We start from the raw sequence: 19,488 nt of genomic DNA on the forward strand, positions 1-19,488 counted from the left end.
TATATGTCGGAGCAGCAATATTCCCGTCGTGAGGCTGTTTCATCGCTGGCTGCTACAGTCGCCTGTGCGTTGGCTGGCCCCATCTCCGCAACCGCAGAACCAGCTTCCGCGGGCGAGACGCAAGACTGCGCCGGACCGATTTTCTCCACAACAGGGCCAAACGCCGAGCTGTACGGAGCCAAAGATGGTTATCCTCTTCCCGACATTACGGAGGCACGGAGGCAAGGCACCCCTTGGGAACCCAAATACCGTGTCGGCGCATTCACCCATATCGATCACATCTATCCAACACGGCTCATTAAGCGAGCTGTGACGCCTTGGAAGTTCAAGTGCTCGAAGGCAGAAGTTTACTACAATTTTCAGGGAAGCAGGTTTTCGCCACTCGACTACATGTCGCGCAATCCGGTCACTGGCCTGCTGATCGCCAAGGACGACCAGATTATCTTCGAGCGCTATCAGTACGCGCGAACTGATCAAGATCGGTTCGTATCCCAGTCGATGGTCAAGTCGATAACCGGACTGTTGATCGGGATCGCGATCTCGGAGGGCGCGATTAAGTCGATCAATGATATCCCCGAAAGTTATGTGCCGGGCTTTATGGGCAGCGAGTACGGCAGGACGCCGATTCGCGATCTGCTGCACATGTCCTCAGGCGTGGATTTCGGTGAAACAAGAGACGGAGGACGCGACCTCAATCGCCTGTGGAACGGTATGGGGATCGCGTTCCCGAACACGAAATTGGGCACGACTAAGAGCATCGTGCAATTCAATCAGCGTATCGCCCCAGCGGGAACGAGATTCTACTACGCCAGCATTGAAGCCGACGTGCTCGGTATGGTGCTTCACAGTGCTGTTAACAAGTCAGCGTCTGACTATCTGCGCGAGAAAGTATGGGAGCCGATCGGCGCGGAAGCGGATGCCAATTGGTTGGTAGACGCAGAAGGATTTGAACTGGGACACTTCGGTTTCAATGCCGTTCTGCGCGATTACGCCCGGCTTGGGCGTTTGCTGGCGCATGATGGCGCATGGAATGGCAAGCAGATCGTTCCGGAGCAATGGATGATCGATGCAACAACCGTTCGAGCTTCGGATGGCTATCTGCTACCGGGCGTGGCGACGAAAAGATTTGGCTACGGTTATCTCTTGTGGCTTTTTCCCGGTGAGAGGCGGCAATTCGCGTTGTTAGGATTCAAAGGCCAGTATATTTGCGTTGATCCGACCTCCAAGATTGTCATGGTGCACACTGCAATTGAGGACCCGGTACATCGAGACGAGCCATGGGCCTTGTGGTCGGCCCTGGTCGATCAGCTAGGCTGATAGTAGCTCGGGACAAACTCGACATGACCGCTTCGGGTCATTCGCGTCGGTTTAGGCACGTACCGACGACTTCCGCTCTACCCCTAGAAACAGACCTCGTTACCGTGGGTCGGCATGTCTCAAATGTGCCAAAGGACTAAACCGCTCGCGCGGTAGGGCACTGCGGCGGGAGGCACAGCCAAGGCGATAGCGCAACGGGACGTCCTGTCTTGAGATCGAGGGGTTTCGACAACCTCACTCAAGACAGGAGCATCCCCATGACCGACGAGGCCATGAGCCCTTTACGGCGGCGCATGATCGAAGACATGACGATCCGCAAGTTAGCGCCAAAGACCCAACAAGGCTACATCCGCACCATCAGGGACTTTGCTGCATTCCTCGGCCGATCGCCCGACACGGCGAGCTTCGAGGACGTCCGGCGCTTTCAACTGCATCTGGCGGCGAACGGCGCGCACATCCCGATTCTCAATCATACCGTAGCTGCGTTGCGGTTCTTCTTCAGGATCACGCTCAGGCGCTCCGATATCATCGAGCACACCACATTCCTCCACGAGCCCCGCAAGCTGCCGGTCGTGCTCAGCCCAGAGGAGGTGGCGCGGCTGTTGGATGCCGCGCCGGGCCTCAAGTACAAGGCGGCGCTGAGTGTGGCTTACGGCGCAGGTTTGCGCGCCGCCGAGGTGATCTCGCTCAAGATCGGCGACATCGACAGCAAGCGCATGGTGATCCGCGTCGAACAAGGCAAAAGCCGCAAAGACCGCTACGTGATGCTGTCTCCGCATCTGCTCGAGTTGCTGCGTGCCTGGTGGAAGACAGCACGACCGCAGGGCTGGTTGTTTCCTGGCCGCGACCGCGTGCAGCCGATGACTACGCGCCAGCTCAATCGCGCCTGCCATACCGCAGCCGAGAGGGCCGAGATCGACAAGCGCGTGTCGCTCCACACCTTGCGGCACAGCTTCGCCACCCATCTGCTTGAGCAGAACATCGATATCCGGGTGATCCAGGTGCTGCTCGGGCACGCCAAGCTCGACACCACGGCGCTCTATACCCGCGTCGCCACCAAGACGATCCAACAAGTCATGAGCCCGCTGGAGCATATCGCCCGCAAGATCGAGAGGGTCGAGCCACCGGCCTAAAGCGCGGCTCGCGTGCCGCGTCCGGCACTGGAGGTCGCGGATATCTTCCGCGATCATGGACCGGCATGGCGCAGCGCCAACGCCGGCCATCTGAGCCTTGGCCAGTTGAAGGTAATGTCGGCGATCGAGAACTGCCGCACCGCGGCGCTCGGCGGCCATGTCGCGCGCTGCGAGAAGTGCGCGCACACCAAGATCTCGTACAACTCTTGCCGTAATCGGCACTGCCCGAAGTGCCAAGGCGCGGCGGCAAAGGACTGGCTGGCCGCGCGCGAGGCCGATCTGCTGCCGGTGCCGTACTATCATGTGGTGTTCACGCTGCCGGCAGCCATCGCCGACATCGCCTACCAGAACAAGGCGGTGGTCTACGATCTCTTGTTCAAGGCCTCGGCCGAGACCCTGGCCACGATCGCCGCCGACCCCAGGCACCTCGGCGCCCGCGTCGGCATCACCTCGGTTCTCCATACCTGGGGTTCAGCCATGACCCACCACCCGCACGTCCACATGATCGTGCCGGGCGGCGGCGTCTCGCCCGACGGCCAGCGCTGGGTGTCCTGCCGACCTGGCTTCTTCCTCCCCGTCCGCGTGCTCTCGCGCCTGTTCCGGCGGCTGTTCCTGGAGAAGCTGATCGCGGCCCACAACACCGGCCATCTGAAGTTCTTCGGCGATCATGCCGCTCTCGCCGACCCGCGGGCGTTCGCGGCGTATCTGGCACCGCTACGCCGAGCCGAATGGGTGGTCTATGCCAAGCGCCCGTTCGGCGGGCCACAGGCCGTGCTGGCCTATCTGTCGCGCTATACCCATCGCGTCGCCATCGCCAACAGCCGACTGATCGCCTGTGACCGCACCGGTGTCACCTTCCGGTGGAAAGACTATCGTGCCAATGGTCGCGATCGCCAGAAGCTCATGACACTCCCAACCGGCGAGTTTATCCGCCGCTTCCTCATCCACGTTCTGCCGCACGGCTTTCACCGCATCCGCCACTACGGCCTTTTGGCCAGCGGCACGCGCGCCGACAACATCGCCCGAGCGCGTGAGTTGCTCGCCGTCTCAAACTCCCAGGCCGAGCCCACCGGTGCCGCCGCCGATCCCGGCAAGCCGATTTGTCCATGCTGCGGCGGTCGCATGATCATCATCGAGGTCTTCGCGCGCGGTGCAACGCCACGGCATCGGCCGACAGCTTCACCTACCGCAATCAAGATCGACACCTCATGACCGCGTCACACCCCCGCAAATCTGATCGTCGCACTAGTTGCCTCTCGACCGGCCACGGTAGAACGCGCTCAGATATCCAGCCGTCGTCTCAAATCGTCCGACACTTCACTGCGGTCGATGCGACCCGCCCCTCATCCAGCAGCCGTTTCACCGTCCACCGGCCTGCTGGAGCGCCTCGACTCCATTCACACACCTCATCCGCGGCACTCAAATCCCCATAGCGTAGGCCGCGCCATCCCCGTACCCCTCCCGCGGTTTCCTCCCTTGGAGGTTTGCGGACGCCGGCCCCGCGCCCGCGGCACCACCGTCATGGGGCCGGCATCCGAAAACCTTCACAATAGGCGACATGCTTGCAAAGGCACGGATCCGGGCTAATGCGCAATGGTCGTTCGTTTGTGTCCGCAAGAGGCCGTCGGCGGTGAACCTTTCGCGGGCGGCCCGCGACAAACAAGCCGCCATCGTCGCGACGGCGGCGCGTGCCGCGCCGATCGCGCGACGCCAATTGAGGTTTCCCATGCCGATCGTCCGAATCCTCCTGGTCCTTCTCGCGCTCGCTTCGCCGCTGTCGATGGCGGGAGGCGCTGTTGCGGGGCCGTTTGAGGATGCGCAGGCGGCGCATAGCAGACGCGACTACGCAACCGCGCTACGGCTCTGGCGTCCGCTGGCCGACCAAGGCAATGCCGAGGCGCAGTACGCACTCGGGTTCATGTACGACGGCGGCCAAGGTGTGCCGAAAAATTACGCTAGGGCTGCAAAGTGGTGGCGCCTCGCAGCCGATCAAGGCCATACCTTCGCCCAGTACAACCTGGGGACCTTGTACGACAACGGCAATGGGGTGCCTCAGAACAAAGCTGAAGCATTGAAGTGGTATCACCTTGCCGCCGAGCGCGGTAACGATGGTGCGCAGTTCAACGTCGGGGTCCTGCATTTCGCGGGCGTGGCCGTGTCCGAGAACCGGATCGAGGCTGCGAAGTGGTTTCGCCGCGCTGCAGACCAAGGTCATATTGGAGCGCAGGTATATCTTGGCCTCTGTTACGCTACGGGACTAGGCGTGCCGCAAGACAATATTCAAGCATACATGTGGCTCAGTTTGGCGGCTGCGCGAAGTGACCAAGATGCGATCAGCAATCGAAATCGCGTCGCGCAGCAGATGACCCCGGCACAGATCGCCGAAGCGCAGAAGCTGGCGGTTGAGTGGAAGTCGAAACCGGAACGGTAGTATTCCCGTGCGTCGCGGAAGCAATGTCTGCTGTGGGTCAATCGCTTCACTTTGACAGCGCGCCGCGAACTTCTGCTCTTCTCCGATCAGCGGACATCGCCGACCGGGTGCGTCAGGTCCGAAAAGTGCCAGAAGCGGACTCCAGCTTCATTGAGCGCAAAAGCTCACTCGTCGGAGCGAGTTTAAGTGCCCTGACCGACAAGCCTACGTGCTAACTACGGTGTCCTGCAGCAAACAACCTGATGCTTTCTTCCAGACCCTTGAGGCGGTGGCTACCCTCATCGCGAAAACGAATGTTTGATCCTGCGACAAGGGCACGGACCGTGCTTGACACGAGAACCTGCCCAGGTTGCGCCATTGCAACAATGCGCGATGCGATGTGAACTGCAATGCCGCTTACGTCGTTGTCCGTCATTTCGACTTCACCCGTGTGAAGTCCAGCCCGCACCTGCAAGCCAAGATCCTCGACGGCCTCGCTTATGGCCAGCGAACACTTGATTGATCGCGCCGGACCATCGAAGGTAATGAGAAATCCGTCTCCAGTCGTTTTCACCTCACGCCCACGATGGCGTAGAACCTCTCGCCGTACAATCTCATTGTGTCGATCGAGCAAGTCATGCCAAGCCCGATCTCCAATTGCCTCCACTCTCTTCGTCGAGCCTACGATGTCGGTAAACAGAACGGTGGCAAGCACACGATCGGGCTCGGGTGTATGCCGCGATCCCGTCAAGAACTTCTCGACCTCGTCCACCACCCGTTCCGTGTTGCCGACCCACAGCAAGTGATCATTTCCAGGCAACTCGACGTATTTCGCGTTTGGGATTTGATGAGCTAGGTACCGCCCCGCTTCAACGTTGACATTAGCATCTGCTTCTCGATGGACAATAAGCGTGGGTACTCGGATTGTGGAAGGATTGGGCGAACGTCGATTTCACTGTTCATGCGAATGAGTGCAGTGGCCGATGACGGGCTCGCACTGAGGCGTTCGAAGCGTGCGTAGCGTCGCTTGTACGCGTCGTCAGAGAGCAGACTAGGGGCAAACGAAGCAAGCGTTTCACCCGTCCCCCAGTTTTTCTCCAAACGTTCAAGAAATGCCTCGAGTTGGTCTGGAGGTGTAATCCAAGAGAGGAAGTGGGCAAAGGCACCATACAATACCATCGCCCGGGTGCGGTCCGGATAGGTGGCTGCGAACAGCATTGACATCGCGCCACCCTCCGAGGCGCCGAAAAGAGCCGCCTGACGCGAGCCAACTGCGTCCATTACTGCGCGCACGTCGTCCATTCGCTCTTCAAGTGTTGGCACTCCACCTGTTCGGTCGGATAGCCCGGTACCCCGCTTGTCAAACAAAATAAGGCGCGAGAAGGCAGCAAGGCGGGTCCAGACCTGTGCCCGGACTGGATCATCCCATGTCAGGTCGAGGTTGGAAATAAAGCCAGGAACAAACACGAGATCGAATGGTCCGTCCCCCACGACCTGATAAGCGATGCGAACGTGACCGCTCTTGGCGTATTGAGTGTTCGGGACCCGCATCGGGACCTCCGCGCGAGGCGAGAGGCCTTCGAGCTTACTACTTTCCGACGTAGTTGCCACACTGCGCTGGGGCTAAATTCGGGCCCAAGAAGACTGTGCGGTTGGATAGTCATAGGCCGGTTGCACGTCCGAATTGGGTCAAAAGCGGCGTCTTGGACCACGCAACCGGATGACCTCAGGTCTCAAGGTGACTGAAAGCGGACCACGTTGAGAGCTCTTCCGCTCGGAATATGGCCTCCTCATCAACCGAGGAGACGCAGCCACGAGCGAATTACTTACCCCGGACTTCGACGCAAGGAAGCGAGAATGGCGCTATAATTGCGGCCGTCGGTCCATTGTTTAGAATATTACCTGTGAGTCAGACGGACAGAACGATGCAAATTGATCGCAGGCCGTTAGCCGACCGACTCGCCGCCTTTCCTCGCCTGGGTCTTGCAACTCTGCCGACCCCGCTCGAACCGATGAAGCGGCTGACGGCGCATCTCGGCGGACCGCGGCTGTGGGTCAAGCGCGAAGATGCGACAGGGCTCGGCTTTGGCGGCAACAAGTTGCGCAAGCTCGACTACGTCCTGCACGAGGCCGTTTCGAGCGGCGCCGATACGATCGTCTCGGGCGGCGTCGTGCAATCGAACAGCCAGCGGCAGGTCGCGGCGGTGGCGGCAAAGCTCGGCCTCGCGTGCCATCTCGCCGTCTACCACGGCCGGCTCGAACCGCCGACGCCGGAATACAAGACCTCGGGCAACGCGTTTCTCAACCGGCTGTTCGGCGCGCACCTCCGTGACGTGCCGTGGTCCGGTGACCGCAATGCCGCCATTCGCACGCTCGTCGGCGATCTCCAGGCAAAGGGTCACAAGCCATACTTCGTGCCATACGGCGTCTCGAATGCCCTGGGCGCCGTCGCCTATGCCACGACGATTGCCGAGATCGAACCGCAGGCCGCGCGATTGGGTTTTGCACCGGCCGCCATCGTGCACTGCACCGGAAGCGCCGGCACGCAGGCCGGTCTCGTCGTCGGTGCCGCCGTGGCCATGCCGAACACAGCGATCGTCGGGATCGATATCGACGCCGAGCCCGCGCGGGTGCGCGCCGATGTCGTGGCGTTTGCGCGGGAAGCGTCCGATCTGCTTGACGTTCCCTTCGACGAAGCAAGCGTGGAAGTCGTCGCGGGCCATGCGGGACCTGCCTACGGCGTCCCGCACCAAGCCACCATCGAAGCGATCCGGCTTGCCGGCCAACTCGAGGCGCTTCCACTCGATCCCGTCTATTCGGGCAAGGGCCTCGCGGGCCTGATCGCCCTGATCCGCCAGGGGCGCTGGCGCAACGACGAGGATGTCATATTCCTGCACACCGGCGGCGCGCCGGCGCTTTTCGCTTATCAGAGCGCGCTCGGGATTTGAACTGGTGAAGCCAAGGGCACCAAAGGTCGATCTTCTCCGCCAGCGCCCTGTCAAACTCTCCCGCGAGAGTCCGGCTTTTCCGCTACCGCGCTCATTCCGCGGACGCGGGCAATCGTATCGATGGCGACAGCGATGGTAGACGCGTCATCGGATTCGAGCGCTTCATTGAGGTAAGCGACGATCATCTCGGGACTATCGAGATATTCGGCTGCATCAAACGGTTTTGCCTCGGCCATCTTCAATCTCCTAGGCTCGCGGCTTGGTACTGCAACACAATGGTCCGTCAACAGACTTGCTCGCACCATAAGCGAAGCATCGCTTTGCGTCATTCCGGAAACGACGTTAGCGGCATCCCTGTCGCGCCATGGATTCCGGGCTCGCCGCTTTCGCGGCGCCCCGGAATGACAGTTCACGTGCAGGGACCGGCAACTACTCCCTGAAAGTAATAATCCCTGTTCGACCCATCATAGACGCCGGACTTCATGCAGCAGGCTTTGAAACCTGCGTCCGGAGCCGCATGGACATAGATCGTTGCGGCCGAGCTTTTCGGTCAGCTCGACATCGCCATGAACGACGCGCGGTCCACGCTTGACATGGGTTTCCGAGGGGAAGGACTTCCGCCGCTTACGCGAGATGCTGAAAGCAGGGGAGGTTTTCGAAATCGCGATGCTTGCGCATGGCACACCTCCATTGGTTCAAACGCGGCCCATTGCCGCGCGGGGTAGATATCACACGCTTCATCATTCCGGAAGCCGCGTAGCGGCGCCCTCAGATGCGCGATTGCGCATCGGGGAATGACGGCCGCGCAGCTCAGTTCATACTCGCTGCTCCCACCGCCAGCAGCGACAGCAGCGACAGCATCAGCACGTTCGTCACCAGTTGAAGCGATGTCGTGGGCTGGGCGCGCCACTTTTCGATCTTTTCGACAAATGACAGGCTCGCATCGAAGAACAGCGGCTCGTAGCTATGCTCAAGGAATTTTGGAAACCTTGGCGCGAGCCAGGGCGTGAGCAGGCCATGGAAGATCGAGGCCATCGCAACGAACAACACCACGCCGCCGGCGATCTCGTGATGGGCGAGTTTCAACAGCAAAGCTGCGCCGGCGAAGGTCGGGAAGCCCTGCAGGAGGACTGTCAGCGCAAAACCTTCGAGCCGGTTTTGCGAACGCGATTTCGGCGCTGTTGCGGCGTTCATGGCGGCGTTTCCCGTTGCGAGGACGACGCCGCCAGTCTCGTTCGCCTCTGGCGCGGGCGCCGTGATCGGCGTCACAAAGCGACCGCGGACGACAGGATCGATGCGGGGAGCTGTGCAAAAATTGCTTGTCGGGCAAATCAGTAAAATCCTGTCTAGTCCTGTCCGAAAAAATATTCCCCTTCGCCGTTACCCCAAATCACGCCTACAACTCCCGCCATCCCGCACCCCATGAGAGGGGCGTATCGCGATCGTCACGGACGTTGGGCGCGGGATGCGATGGACGCGGCAGCGTCGGGCGCGCGAGGGGTCGCAGGGCGGGCTTCGGCCTGTGAGCGACAGGCCTCCGCGCAGACGACCGGCGCTTAAACGCCTTCGCCAGAATCTCGGTCGGCAGCACATGAGCCGGTCGAAGCGTTTTGGCAGAGGAAGCCGCGGACGGCAAAGGCGTGTGGTCCTGGCACCCGTGGCTGGTGTCAAGCTGATGGAGATTTGCCGGGCCCAACCGGGTTTCGGCCAGTCGCCAATCCGTCAGCGACGGTGGCAAGAGGAATTCGTCGCCGGGGAGAGCGCGCTATAAGCCGTAAAACCATTGCGCAGGGAAGGCCGGGTGTTCCGGCGCACCTTGCGATCACCCGTGTGCATTTTGTGCGCACGATCGCGGGTGCTGAGGGCACCCGGCTTTCCCTGCGCCCTCTTCGATTTCGAGGGCATCGCCAGTGCATCACTTCGGGCGCGTCGCGCCGCGAGAATGCGGACGTGTGTTCTCTTGTAGGATGGGTAGAGCGAAGCGAAACCCATCGAGCGCCGCGTCCATCACGATTGATGGGTATCGCTTCGCTCCACCCATCCTACGGATCTAGCTGTTTGACATTCGAATCCGACATCGCCGCCTCGTCATTGCGAGCGCAGCGAAGCAATCCACCTCTCCGCTTGCCGCGCTATGGATTGCTTCGCTGCGCTCGCAATGACGGTGGCACCGCGCCCCCTCACCCCGACCGGCGGTTGCTCGTGTTCTGCGTCATGTTGCCGTGCTCGGCCTGTTCACGGATGTTGTTCTTCTCGTCGTCGCGATGGCCCTCGGTGGTGTCGAGCGGAACGTCGGGCGCGCTGCCGGGGCCCTTGTGGCTCTGGTTGTCGTGGGGGATAGGCGGAACAGGTTTCGTCATCATGGTCTCCGTTATCAACGGATGAAAAACAACGCCGGCCGTAGCGGGATCGTTCCCCGGAAACGACGGCATGCAACGGCGGCATGCATTGTCGCCGGCTTAAAAGCCGGTTTGGTGCGGATGCTGAGGCTGCAATAGGAGACCCTCTTGAAGGCAATCGGCGCGCTCCTGCTGGCACTCGGCGTCCTACCGCTGAGCGGACCCGCATTCGCGCAAGCCAAGGGCAAGGCGCCAAATCCAGACCGGCCATTGCTCGCGACATTCTGCGATACCGCAAATATCAAGGGATCGGCCTGCACCCGGGCCAGGGGATATCGCAGCGGCAAGCGTTGCGACGTCAAGCTGCAGCCGGACCGCTACAGCGGAAAATTCCTCGCCGACGGCAGCACGCTTCTCGTCGTCAACTACGAGAGCGGCTGCGAGCCGCACGCCACGAATTTCGGCGGCGCGGTGATCTTCGAACAGAAGGACGGCGCCGCCATCTTCAAAGGCTATCAGCCCGGCTTTCAGGCCAACGATTGCATCATCGTTGCGCGCAATGAGAAGCAGGATCGCCTGATCTGCATTACCGGCCATCTCGGGCAAGGCCATCTCGAATCCGGCGTCGCGGAAACGGTGTTCACGCGGGACTTCTCCAAAACCATCGATGTGTCGCAGAACTATTTCGTGACGGGCGAGGACGCGACCGGCGCTTACGGATCCAACGTCGTCGAGTGCAAGGACACGTCAAAATATTTCGGCTTCGCCAGACTCGGCGCCGGGCCGGGACGCGATACCGTCGCCGTCGACATCGACTACGCCGACAAGGACACGATCGCGACCGCATGCGGAAAGGGCTTTCCGCGCCCGAAGGAGATCTTTGGCGAGCTTGGACCCGGCGAGGCCTATGTCCCGCCCGGCCATGAGAAGGCAAGGTTCGTGATCGACCTCACAACCAGCAAGGCCATGCGGGAAGCGGAATTCGGCAAGCAATGATTACCGCCCTTGCTGCGTCGCGGTGACGGCGGTGAACCTTTTGGAAACCACCGCGTCACATACTGTGAGTCCTTTTGCGGATTGATCCCTCTGCCGATCCCCTCACAATGGGTCCGCCGCAAAGCCGGGTCGAATGCAGGCGGAGAGCGACGAATGACCGAGGGATCAAATCGCCAGCACGTGCTGGATTTCCTCAACGTCCTGTATTCCGGCGACGTCGAAGCCGCACTGGAGCGCTGCACCGACGACATCGAATTCCTCGCCAATGCGCCGATCGATATCCTGCCCCATATGGGCCACCGCCGCGGCAAGGCCGAAATGCGCGAGATGTGGAATGCGGTGCGCGCCCGCTATTCCGAGCTGCGCTGCGAAGTGCCGACCCTGGTCACCGAAGGCGACAAGGTAGCCGCCTTCATCCGCGTGTTCTTCCGCAAGAACATCAATCAGCGCATGGTGCAGTTCGACATCGCCGGCTTCTACACGCTGCGCGGCGGCAAGATCAGCCATATCAGGGAAGTCATCGACACCTTCGACCTGGTCCAGCAGCTGCTCGAGCGCGATATCGCCGCGATCCTGACCGGCAGGCGGCCGGATCCGATCTAGCGATTGCGGACTCCGTCATTCCGAGACGCGCCGCAGAGCAGACCCCTCGGATACGCCATTGCACATCTGAGGTGCACACCGACGCACCGCTCATTTTCCGCGCACCATTGAACCTCATTCGGCCGGCCGTGACCCACCACAAGGCTGTTTCCGGACACGAAGAACGTATGAAGATCGCATTGCTGGCTTTGCTTGGTTTGGCGTTGGGGGCGCTGGGAGGCGCGGCACTGGGCATCGGGGCTGGCCTCGCCTGGGTGGAAATCTTCAAAACCACGAGTTTTGAAGGCCATAACGGGATGCTGGTGTTCTTCACCTTCATGCCGCTGGGGGTTGCGATCGGCGGCGTCGGCGGCGCCCTGCTGTTCGGCATCATCGCCATTCGCGACGCCGAAATCGCTATCGAGCGCGAGCCGGTGCGTCGTCATGACCCTTAAGTGACCGGAAAACGGCCAAAACCGCCGCATTTGTGCAATGCAAAAACGGCAATTGTATTTTGGCCGATCTACTCTATTTCTGGCTGCAACAGTGAAGTTCGGCATTTCGGCCCGGCGTCGATGAAGACGCCCCTTTGGGCGCGATTGCCGCTTATTAAATCCAGTTTCAAGGACCAAACCAAAATGACAGAGCATAGCCTCTGGCGTTTTTCGCGCGCGTTGCATCGCGCGATCAATGAACGCCAGCCCGCCGATCTCGAAGCCCTGCTCGACGAGGACGTCGACTGGGCGATCTACGGACCGATCGACATGTATCCGTTCTTCGGCTCGCGCCGCGGCAAGGCGGCCGTGATCGATGTGATCAGGCAGATCGCCGACAACTTCCGCGTCCACCGCTTCGACCGCGAATCGATCATGCTGGGGGTGGATTCGGCCGCCTCGATGATGCGCTATTCGCTGACCGCGCTGGATTCGAACAAGCCGATCTCCTTGCGGATCGCCCACTTCGCCCAGTTCAGGGCCGGCCGCCTGACCAACTTCCGCGTGCTGATCGACACCTTCGATCTGGTCGAGCAGACCGTGGGCTATCCGATTCACCTGCCGCGGATGGCGGTCTAGCTCACGCCAATCGATTCCAATCGTCATGCCCGGGAGCGCGTCTTCGCGCCCCAGGCATCCACGCCTTCCTTCGCCAGCCCCAAGGGGCGTGGATGGCCGGGTCATCTGGCGCGACGACGCGCTGTGCCCGGCCATGACGTTCTCGTGAAATGAACAAGATCGTGCACGCCATAATTTCGCAACAGAGCGAACGCATTCTGGGCGCGACTTGGAATGCGGGCGGGCAATGATTCCCAAAATGCGATTTGGCTGGGCACGGCTGCCATTGCTGGCGGCCGGCATCACACTGGCTTCGATTATAGCGGCAGCGGCACAAACGCCGCCGGCGGACGACGATCCGGACACCCCTGCCGAGGAAGAGACCGAGGCAGCTCCCAGCGTCAACGATGTCGACATCATGAAGGATATCGACGTCAGCAAGCTCGACTGGAGCCTGCTCAATGTCGATGCGTCGACCCTGACCGGTCCGGCGCCAAAGGGAAGCGGCGCGTCGAAAGCCGCCAGCAGCGTGGATGCCGCGTGGTCCGCCAATGAAAGGGCGAACGGCACCTCCGCGGTGTCGGTCAAGCAGTCGATCACGCCGTTCTGGGATACGCGCATCGGCGCCGACATGACGGTCGCACGGCAGGGCACGGCGACGACATCCGAACTGCTCTCGGAAAAACTCGCCAATGGCGGCAGCCTGCCGCAATCATCCGGCACCGCCTGGGCGGCGATCACGGCACCCGGCGTTGCTTCGATCTGGGACAAGACCTCGGTTGAAGCCCGCGTCGATCCCGGATCCGAGCAGAGCAGGCTCGGCACCTCCTTGAGCAAATCGCTGCCGCTCAGCGAGCAATATTCGGTGACCCTGAAGAACGACTACAATTTGATCCAGCAGGGCATCGTGCCGGTTCCCGGCATCGTCAGCCATCCGGCGCGCAGCTATGAGACCGATCAATCCGCGAGGCTCAGCATCACCGACACCGGCACCAGCTTGATCGCCGGCCAGACCCTGTCGACCTCGGACGACAAATGGCTGCGCAAGGTCGGCGCCGAGCAGAAGCTGTTCGACGGCGTCACAATCTCGGGCTCGATCGGCGAAACGCCGTCCGGCGCCGCCAACAAGAGCCTCAGCGCGGGGTTCAAACGTAGCTGGTAAAGGGCTGGACTCGTCCCGATTTGACGCAGTTTGCCGGCCCCAAAGCGCCGCCCCCCGAGAATGATCAACCATTGCCGCAGATTGGCCAAAATCGGCAGCGCAGATGGGAACGCTCCACTTCGTCGTGCGGGGGACTTCCGCGCTCGCCTGAAAGCGAAACAGAGGAATTGCCGATGAACGCCACCATTCGCCCGGAACAGATTGATGAAACCCCGGAGGTCGACAACGATCTCGCCGCCGTATCCGAAGTCGAGGCCGGCATCCGCGAATTCGTTCGCAACGACATTGCCTATCTACGCCGCCCCGCGGTCGCCCCGGACACCGCGCCGCTCGACGCCAATGCGGAAGCCACCGTCAACAACGTCAATTCGCTGATCCAGCGCGTCGCCGGCACCTCGCTTGCGGAAATCGAGAAGCTGATTTCCGAACTCGAAAGCCTCCGCGACCTGCTGCATGCCGAAGGCCAGCGCGTCCAGCGCGAGATTTCCGGCTATGCCCAGCTCAGCCAGGCCGCGATGAAGTCGACGCGCATGATCTCCGACAACGTCACGCAGTGGAAGCGCGCCGCCGACGGCCTGCGCAACAGCTAAGCGCGATCGTTGCAAAAATCTAACACTCCGCCGCGTTCCGTACGGGAGCGCGGCGGTTTTATTTGGCTGTGTTCGATCTAAACTTTATAAGCACGGTCGCGTCCAAGGACGGATGCCGTCACGTGGCGGCAGGCACCTTTTGGGGACACACCGGCGATGCAGAACGTTCAGCCAGACAACATGAATTCAATGCCGCTGCGGCAATCGTCGCATAGCGTGGGCACGATCGCGATCCGCTTCGTCGGACTGCTGACGCTTGCGGTCGCGGCAATGACGCTGATCTGGAGCCGCTGAACTTCTTCAGCGCGCATGTCTGTCCGATCCGCAACTACTGGCGGACGAACGCGGTGTCCTCGATCGTGTAGACGCCGTCGGCATAGGACTTCACTACCATTCCGGCGGTCAGCATCACCGCCAGCGTGACGGTTGCGAAGACAAAGCCGACGAATTTCAGGCTGCTGCGATCTGCCATAATCATCCCCTCGGTACTTCCCCTGAGACGCATTTGGCAGGCAGAAAGTTCAAAATGCGTTAGCAAAGAATCCGTTCCGTGGAGTCATGGATTACGAGGTGCTAACGGCACAAATCGCTAACCATATGCCACGGAGGGGCACGTAGCACGTAGCCCGGATGAGCGAAGCGACATCCGGGATTCACGCGGGCACCGTTCCCGGATGTCGCTTCGCTCATCCGGGCTACGATTAAGCTCCGGAAATCCCACTCCGCCGCGGCACGAAGGCGGTGGCGAGGAACGAGTACACTACCTCGCCGCGCTGGTTGATGCCGGTATTGCGGATCTGCAGGATGCCCCATTCGGGACGCTTCTCCGAGGTCCGCCTGGTTTCGACCCGGCTAGAAAAATGGATGGTATCGCCAGCCAGCACCGGCCTGATCCAGCGCAATTCACGGAAGCCCGGCGAGGGCCCCCCCACCGCGACTTTCTCGCCGCGCGCGGCAGCCTCTGCCGCCGAACGCTTGCCGTCGGCGACCATGAGCTTCATGCAGACCGCGGCGACGTGCCAGCCCGATGCTGCCAGCCCCCCGAACAGGGATTTGCGGCCCTCTTCCTCATCGAGGTGAAAGCGCTGCGGATCGAACTGCGTGGCAAACCTCTTGATGTCTTCGGCGGTGAAGGTGAACGAGCCAACCTCGCGCTGTGCGCCGATCTCGATGTCCTCGAAGAAACGCATCGCTACTTCGCTCCCGCCTCAGTGCGCCGGCGTACGATGATCGGCGACTCCATCTCGCACAGCACCACGCCAGCCGCGTTGCGGATCGTCCCCTTGAAGGTCACGATGCCGGTCTCGGGACGGCTCTTCGAAATCCTGGCCTCAGCGACGTCGACATCCAGCGTCAGGTCGTCGCCCGGGCGCAGCGGCGCCAGCCAGCGCATCTCGTTGACGCCGGGCGAGCCGAGCGAGGCGGTGCGGCCGATAAAGCCGTCAAACAGCATCCGCATCATGATCGAGCCAAGATGCCAGCCCGAACCGGACAGCCCCTTCAGCATCGACGCATTGGCGGCCGCCTCGTCCAGATGCATCGGCTGCGGGTCGAATTCGGCGGCAAAGGCCAAAATCTCCTCGCGCGTGACGTGGCGCGGTCCGAATGTGCCGAAATGGCCGGGCGTGAAGTCATCGAAGGTGAGTGTCATCATTGATCGAGGATAAGGATTGGGGATTGGTTGTGGAGAAGCCTGAATGTGGCCGTTATTTGCGGCAATCTCAACCCGTCCACCCGCATGGCTCGTTCGCCAGAGGCGAGTACCGTTCCCGGCACTCGCCCCTGACTTGCCCGAAGCAATTTTCGGGGCTAGCCCTGTGCCATCTGGGACCAGGTTTTTGACCCGCCGGAGAACCATCGATGCTCGATTTTCAGGATCTGTTTCAGTGGGACCGCTTCATCACGCCCACGATCATCAAGACTTTCTACTGGCTGGTTATCGGCTTGATCGTGCTGTTCGGCCTGTCCGGGATCTTCTCGGCACTTGCCGCGATGGCGATCAGCCCGTTCGGCGGATTCATCCTGCTGCTGTCCTCGATCGCCGGTGTCGTGGTCGGCGTGGTGTTTTCGCGCATCGCCGCAGAATTCATCCTGATCGTCTTCCGCATCAACGAGCATCTCGGCGCGATCCGCGATCAGGGACAGATGCGGTAAGCCCCCTCACCGTCATTGCGAGCGAAGCGAAGCAATCCACCTCTCCACGCGGGGATAGATGGATTGCTTCGTCGCTTCGCTCCCTTGCGCAAACGCTCCGCGTTTGTCGCAGGCAATGACGTGGAGAATTCTCAGGTATTAAACCTGAAATGCATCACGTCGCCGTCGGCGACGACATATTCCTTGCCTTCCAGCCTGAGCTTGCCGGCGTCGCGGGCGCCGGCTTCGCCGTTCAGAGCGACGTAATCGGCATAGGCGATGGTCTCAGCCCGGATAAAGCCCTTTTCGAAATCGGTATGGATCACGCCGGCCGCGGCGGGCCCCTTGGTGCCGCGATGGATGGTCCAGGCGCGGGCCTCCTTCGGGCCCACGGTGAAATAGGTGATGAGATCGAGCAGCTGATAGCCGGCGCGGATCAGGCGGTCGAGGCCGGGCTCTTCGAGACCCAGCGTCTCGAGAAAATCGGCGCGCTCCTCGCGTGACAGGGTCGCGATCTCGGATTCGATCTTGGCCGAGATCACCACCGCGACCGCGCCTTCCTTCTTGGCGTGCTCGAACACCTGTTTTGAGAAGCTGTTGCCGTCCTTGGCCGAGCCTTCCTCGACGTTGCAGACATAGAGCACCGGCTTCGACGTCAGCAGGCCCAGCATATTGAACGCGCGCTCTTCCTCCGGCTTGCGCTCCAGAAACCGCGCCGGCTTGCCGTCGCGCAGCAACACCAGCGCGCGGTTGACGAGATCGAGCGCTTCCTTGGCGTCCTTGTCGTTGCCCTTGGCCTTCTTGGCGAGGTTGTCGACGCGCTTTTCCAGGCTGTCGAGGTCGGCGAGCATCAGCTCGGTTTCGATGGTCTCGATATCGGCCAATGGCGCGATCTTGCCCTCGACATGGGTGATGTCGGAGTCTTCGAAACACCGCACCACATGCGCGACCGCGTCGACCTCGCGGATGGTGGCTAGGAACTGGTTGCCGAGGCCTTCGCCCTTCGAGGCGCCGCGGACGAGGCCCGCAATATCGACGAAGGTCAGCCGCGTCGGGATGATCTGCGCGGAGCCTGCGATCGCCGACAGCTTGTCGAGCCTGGGATCAGGCACGGCGACCTCGCCGACATTCGGCTCGATTGTGCAGAACGGATAATTCGCCGCCTGCGCCGCTGCCGTCTCGGTCAGCGCGTTGAACAGCGTCGACTTGCCGACATTGGGCAGGCCAACGATACCGCATTTGAATCCCATTTCGTCCTCAATGATTTCTCTTCGTCATGGCCGGGCTTGTCCCGGCCATCCACGTCTTGTTTCGTTCCAGAAAAGGAAGACGTGGATGCCCGGCACATCTGCGCGAAGACGCGCTTCGCGCTTTAGGCCGGGCATGACAGCGGAGCGCTAGCACGAGAAGTCAGCCCTGCTTCCCGTCATCTTCCTTCTCGAAAAATCCCTTGGCCTGCAGCGTCAGATGCACCTTGTTCTGGAACGTCGAGTCCTTGCCTGTTACGAGCAGCCCGGCATTGTCGGCAACCGCCTCGCACAGGGCTTCCACCCACGGTCGATCGCTCTTGGCAAAATCCGACAGCACGTGGCTGTGCACCAACTCCTTGACGCCGGGATGACCGATCCCGAGCCGCACCCGGCGATAGTCGTTGCCGATATGCGAGGAGATCGAGCGCAGCCCGTTATGGCCGGCAATGCCACCGCCGATCTTGACGCGCACCTTCGCCGCCGGCAGTTCGAGCTCGTCCTGAAAAACAGTGATGTCTCCGGCGGACAGCTTGAAGAAGTTGGCAGCTTCCTGAACCGCGCGCCCGGACTCGTTCATGTAGGTGGTCGGCCGAAGCAGAACGACCTTCTCGCGATCGAGCGTGCCTTCGGAAGTCTCGCCCTGAAAACGGCGGCGCCACGGTGCGAAACCGTGACGACGCGCGATCTCATCGACGGCCATGAACCCGATGTTATGCCGGTTGTTCGCGTATTTCGAACCGGGGTTACCAAGACCGACAAACAGGCGCATGACGCGGCATCCCGCGCCAGCTTACTTCTTCTTGTCGCCACCGGCCGGCGCTTTCGCGCCAGCCGCCGGAGCCGCAGCACCCGCCGCAGGGGCAGCAGCCGGCGCCGCAGCGGCACCCGCCGCCGGAGCACCCGTGCCCGCAGCCGCAGCAGCCGCCGCAGCCTTCTGTTCTTCGGCGTAGCCCGACGGCGGCACGATGGTCACCAGCGTCGCGTCCTCACGCGACAGCGACTTCACGCCGGTCGGCAGCTTGATGTCGGACAGATGCAGCGAGTAGCTGATTTCCAGCGCCCCGACATCCGCATCGATGTACTGCGGAATGTTTTCGACCGAGCATTCGAGATCGATGGTGTGGGTGACGATGTTGACGGTGCCGCCACGCTTGACGCCGGGTGCGGATTCCGCGTTCACGATGTGCAGGGGGACGCTGACGCGGATGGTCGCGCCTTCGCCGAGCCGCATGAAATCGACATGCAGCGGGAAGTCACGCACCGGATCGAGGTGGAAGTCGCGCGGAATCACGCGGTGCTTCTTGCCCTCGAGATCGATGTCGAAAAGCGTGGTCAGGAAGCGGCCGGCCAGGATGCGCTGGCGCAGTTCCTTGTCGTCGACCGAAATGGTCACGGGGGGCTGGTTGTTGCCGTAGATCACTCCGGGCACTCTCCCGGCGCGACGCTCTGCCCGGGCGGCCCCCTTGCCGCTCTGCGGACGCGCGGTCGCCTTCAATTCCTTGACGGTCGCCATCGTGTTAAGTCCTTGTTTTCTAAAAAGTTAAAGGCCGCATCGCGGCCCGTTGGCGTCCCACAG

At 61.5% G+C, this 19,488-nt stretch carries 25 protein-coding genes; 13 read left to right on the plus strand and 12 right to left on the minus strand.

Features of this window, described 5'->3' with window-relative positions:
- Positions 1–3: 3 nt before the first annotated feature.
- The 4 genes from IVB05_RS36360 (at position 4) to IVB05_RS36375 (ending at position 4,881) form a co-directional block, all read left to right on the plus strand.
- A complete protein-coding gene (locus IVB05_RS36360; protein ID WP_247780908.1) occupies positions 4–1,317 on the plus strand; it encodes a serine hydrolase in 1,314 nt (437 codons plus the stop codon).
- A 257-nt stretch (positions 1,318–1,574) separates the two neighbouring features.
- The gene (locus tag IVB05_RS36365) at positions 1,575–2,450 is read left to right on the plus strand and encodes a site-specific integrase (RefSeq protein WP_247778957.1); all 876 of its coding nucleotides are present in this window, start codon (positions 1,575–1,577) and stop codon (positions 2,448–2,450) included.
- A gap of 12 nt (positions 2,451–2,462) precedes the next feature.
- The gene (locus IVB05_RS36370) at positions 2,463–3,662 is read left to right on the plus strand and encodes an IS91 family transposase (RefSeq protein WP_247778958.1); all 1,200 of its coding nucleotides are present in this window, start codon (positions 2,463–2,465) and stop codon (positions 3,660–3,662) included.
- Between the two features lie 346 nt (positions 3,663–4,008).
- Positions 4,009–4,881 (plus strand): tetratricopeptide repeat protein, encoded by an 873-nt coding sequence (locus IVB05_RS36375; RefSeq protein ID WP_247780910.1) that lies wholly within the window; start codon positions 4,009–4,011, stop codon positions 4,879–4,881.
- A gap of 211 nt (positions 4,882–5,092) precedes the next feature.
- Here the strand turns inward: IVB05_RS36375 and IVB05_RS43845 are convergent, their stop codons facing one another.
- Entirely contained in the window at positions 5,093–5,785 is a 693-nt protein-coding gene (locus tag IVB05_RS43845) for an adenylate/guanylate cyclase domain-containing protein (RefSeq protein WP_346771889.1), read from the minus strand.
- The gene (locus IVB05_RS43850; RefSeq protein WP_346771803.1) at positions 5,713–6,411 is read right to left on the minus strand and encodes an alpha/beta hydrolase; all 699 of its coding nucleotides are present in this window, start codon (positions 6,409–6,411) and stop codon (positions 5,713–5,715) included. The genes IVB05_RS43845 and IVB05_RS43850 overlap by 73 nt, the downstream gene beginning before the upstream one ends.
- Positions 6,412–6,785: 374 nt before the next feature.
- Here IVB05_RS43850 and IVB05_RS36385 point away from each other — a divergent pair, with 374 nt between their 5' ends.
- Positions 6,786–7,808, plus strand: coding sequence for a D-cysteine desulfhydrase family protein (locus IVB05_RS36385; RefSeq protein WP_247780911.1), 1,023 nt, complete (start codon positions 6,786–6,788; stop codon positions 7,806–7,808).
- 50 nt (positions 7,809–7,858) lie between these two features.
- Here the strand turns inward: IVB05_RS36385 and IVB05_RS36390 are convergent, their stop codons facing one another.
- The 4 genes from IVB05_RS36390 to IVB05_RS36405 form a co-directional block, all read right to left on the minus strand.
- The gene (locus IVB05_RS36390; RefSeq protein WP_247780913.1) at positions 7,859–8,044 is read right to left on the minus strand and encodes a hypothetical protein; all 186 of its coding nucleotides are present in this window, start codon (positions 8,042–8,044) and stop codon (positions 7,859–7,861) included.
- Between the two features lie 228 nt (positions 8,045–8,272).
- The gene (locus IVB05_RS36395; RefSeq protein ID WP_247780915.1) at positions 8,273–8,491 is read right to left on the minus strand and encodes an SEC-C metal-binding domain-containing protein; all 219 of its coding nucleotides are present in this window, start codon (positions 8,489–8,491) and stop codon (positions 8,273–8,275) included.
- A gap of 127 nt (positions 8,492–8,618) precedes the next feature.
- Positions 8,619–9,002: a hypothetical protein gene (locus IVB05_RS36400; protein WP_247780917.1), complete on the minus strand. Its 384-nt coding sequence runs from the start codon at positions 9,000–9,002 to the stop codon at positions 8,619–8,621.
- A gap of 986 nt (positions 9,003–9,988) precedes the next feature.
- Positions 9,989–10,168 carry a hypothetical protein gene (locus IVB05_RS36405; protein WP_247780918.1) on the minus strand — a complete coding sequence of 60 codons (180 nt, stop codon included), beginning with the start codon at positions 10,166–10,168 and terminating at the stop codon, positions 9,989–9,991.
- 147 nt (positions 10,169–10,315) lie between these two features.
- On the opposite strand from IVB05_RS36405, the gene IVB05_RS36410 reads away from it, so the two are divergent.
- From IVB05_RS36410 to IVB05_RS36440, 7 genes are all read left to right on the plus strand, one after another.
- Complete coding sequence (locus IVB05_RS36410; RefSeq protein ID WP_247780920.1) at positions 10,316–11,143, plus strand: hypothetical protein; 828 nt, start codon at positions 10,316–10,318, stop codon at positions 11,141–11,143.
- A gap of 153 nt (positions 11,144–11,296) precedes the next feature.
- The gene (locus tag IVB05_RS36415; RefSeq protein ID WP_247780922.1) at positions 11,297–11,746 is read left to right on the plus strand and encodes a nuclear transport factor 2 family protein; all 450 of its coding nucleotides are present in this window, start codon (positions 11,297–11,299) and stop codon (positions 11,744–11,746) included.
- A 167-nt stretch (positions 11,747–11,913) separates the two neighbouring features.
- Positions 11,914–12,180, plus strand: coding sequence for a hypothetical protein (locus tag IVB05_RS36420; protein ID WP_247780924.1), 267 nt, complete (start codon positions 11,914–11,916; stop codon positions 12,178–12,180).
- Between the two features lie 183 nt (positions 12,181–12,363).
- Positions 12,364–12,798, plus strand: coding sequence for a nuclear transport factor 2 family protein (locus IVB05_RS36425; RefSeq protein WP_247787263.1), 435 nt, complete (start codon positions 12,364–12,366; stop codon positions 12,796–12,798).
- A 238-nt stretch (positions 12,799–13,036) separates the two neighbouring features.
- A complete protein-coding gene (locus tag IVB05_RS36430; RefSeq protein WP_247780926.1) occupies positions 13,037–13,939 on the plus strand; it encodes a hypothetical protein in 903 nt (300 codons plus the stop codon).
- Positions 13,940–14,112: 173 nt separating this feature from the next.
- Entirely contained in the window at positions 14,113–14,529 is a 417-nt protein-coding gene (locus IVB05_RS36435) for a hypothetical protein (RefSeq protein ID WP_247780928.1), read from the plus strand.
- A 156-nt stretch (positions 14,530–14,685) separates the two neighbouring features.
- A complete protein-coding gene (locus IVB05_RS36440) occupies positions 14,686–14,823 on the plus strand; it encodes a hypothetical protein (RefSeq protein ID WP_247780930.1) in 138 nt (45 codons plus the stop codon).
- A 34-nt stretch (positions 14,824–14,857) separates the two neighbouring features.
- On the opposite strand, the gene IVB05_RS36445 is transcribed toward IVB05_RS36440, so the two are convergent.
- The 3 genes from IVB05_RS36445 to IVB05_RS36455 form a co-directional block, all read right to left on the minus strand.
- A complete protein-coding gene (locus tag IVB05_RS36445; protein ID WP_212420990.1) occupies positions 14,858–15,001 on the minus strand; it encodes a hypothetical protein in 144 nt (47 codons plus the stop codon).
- 229 nt (positions 15,002–15,230) lie between these two features.
- Complete coding sequence (locus IVB05_RS36450) at positions 15,231–15,719, minus strand: MaoC family dehydratase (protein WP_247780932.1); 489 nt, start codon at positions 15,717–15,719, stop codon at positions 15,231–15,233.
- 2 nt (positions 15,720–15,721) lie between these two features.
- The gene (locus tag IVB05_RS36455; protein ID WP_247780934.1) at positions 15,722–16,180 is read right to left on the minus strand and encodes a MaoC family dehydratase; all 459 of its coding nucleotides are present in this window, start codon (positions 16,178–16,180) and stop codon (positions 15,722–15,724) included.
- A gap of 209 nt (positions 16,181–16,389) precedes the next feature.
- Between IVB05_RS36455 and IVB05_RS36460 the strand changes: the two genes are divergently transcribed.
- Complete coding sequence (locus IVB05_RS36460) at positions 16,390–16,683, plus strand: DUF4282 domain-containing protein (RefSeq protein ID WP_025590606.1); 294 nt, start codon at positions 16,390–16,392, stop codon at positions 16,681–16,683.
- 131 nt (positions 16,684–16,814) lie between these two features.
- Here IVB05_RS36460 and ychF read toward each other — a convergent pair whose 3' ends face one another.
- The 3 genes from ychF to IVB05_RS36475 all read right to left on the minus strand — a co-directional run bounded on the left by ychF (position 16,815) and on the right by IVB05_RS36475 (position 19,425).
- A complete protein-coding gene (gene ychF, locus IVB05_RS36465; RefSeq protein WP_247780936.1) occupies positions 16,815–17,912 on the minus strand; it encodes a redox-regulated ATPase YchF in 1,098 nt (365 codons plus the stop codon).
- A gap of 160 nt (positions 17,913–18,072) precedes the next feature.
- Complete coding sequence (gene pth / locus IVB05_RS36470) at positions 18,073–18,681, minus strand: aminoacyl-tRNA hydrolase (RefSeq protein ID WP_247780938.1); 609 nt, start codon at positions 18,679–18,681, stop codon at positions 18,073–18,075.
- A gap of 21 nt (positions 18,682–18,702) precedes the next feature.
- Positions 18,703–19,425 carry a 50S ribosomal protein L25/general stress protein Ctc gene (locus IVB05_RS36475; protein ID WP_247780940.1) on the minus strand — a complete coding sequence of 241 codons (723 nt, stop codon included), beginning with the start codon at positions 19,423–19,425 and terminating at the stop codon, positions 18,703–18,705.
- Positions 19,426–19,488 lie beyond the last annotated feature (63 nt).

The sequence above is a fragment of the Bradyrhizobium sp. 170 genome (assembly GCF_023101085.1).
In the GTDB taxonomy this organism is placed as follows: domain Bacteria; phylum Pseudomonadota; class Alphaproteobacteria; order Rhizobiales; family Xanthobacteraceae; genus Bradyrhizobium.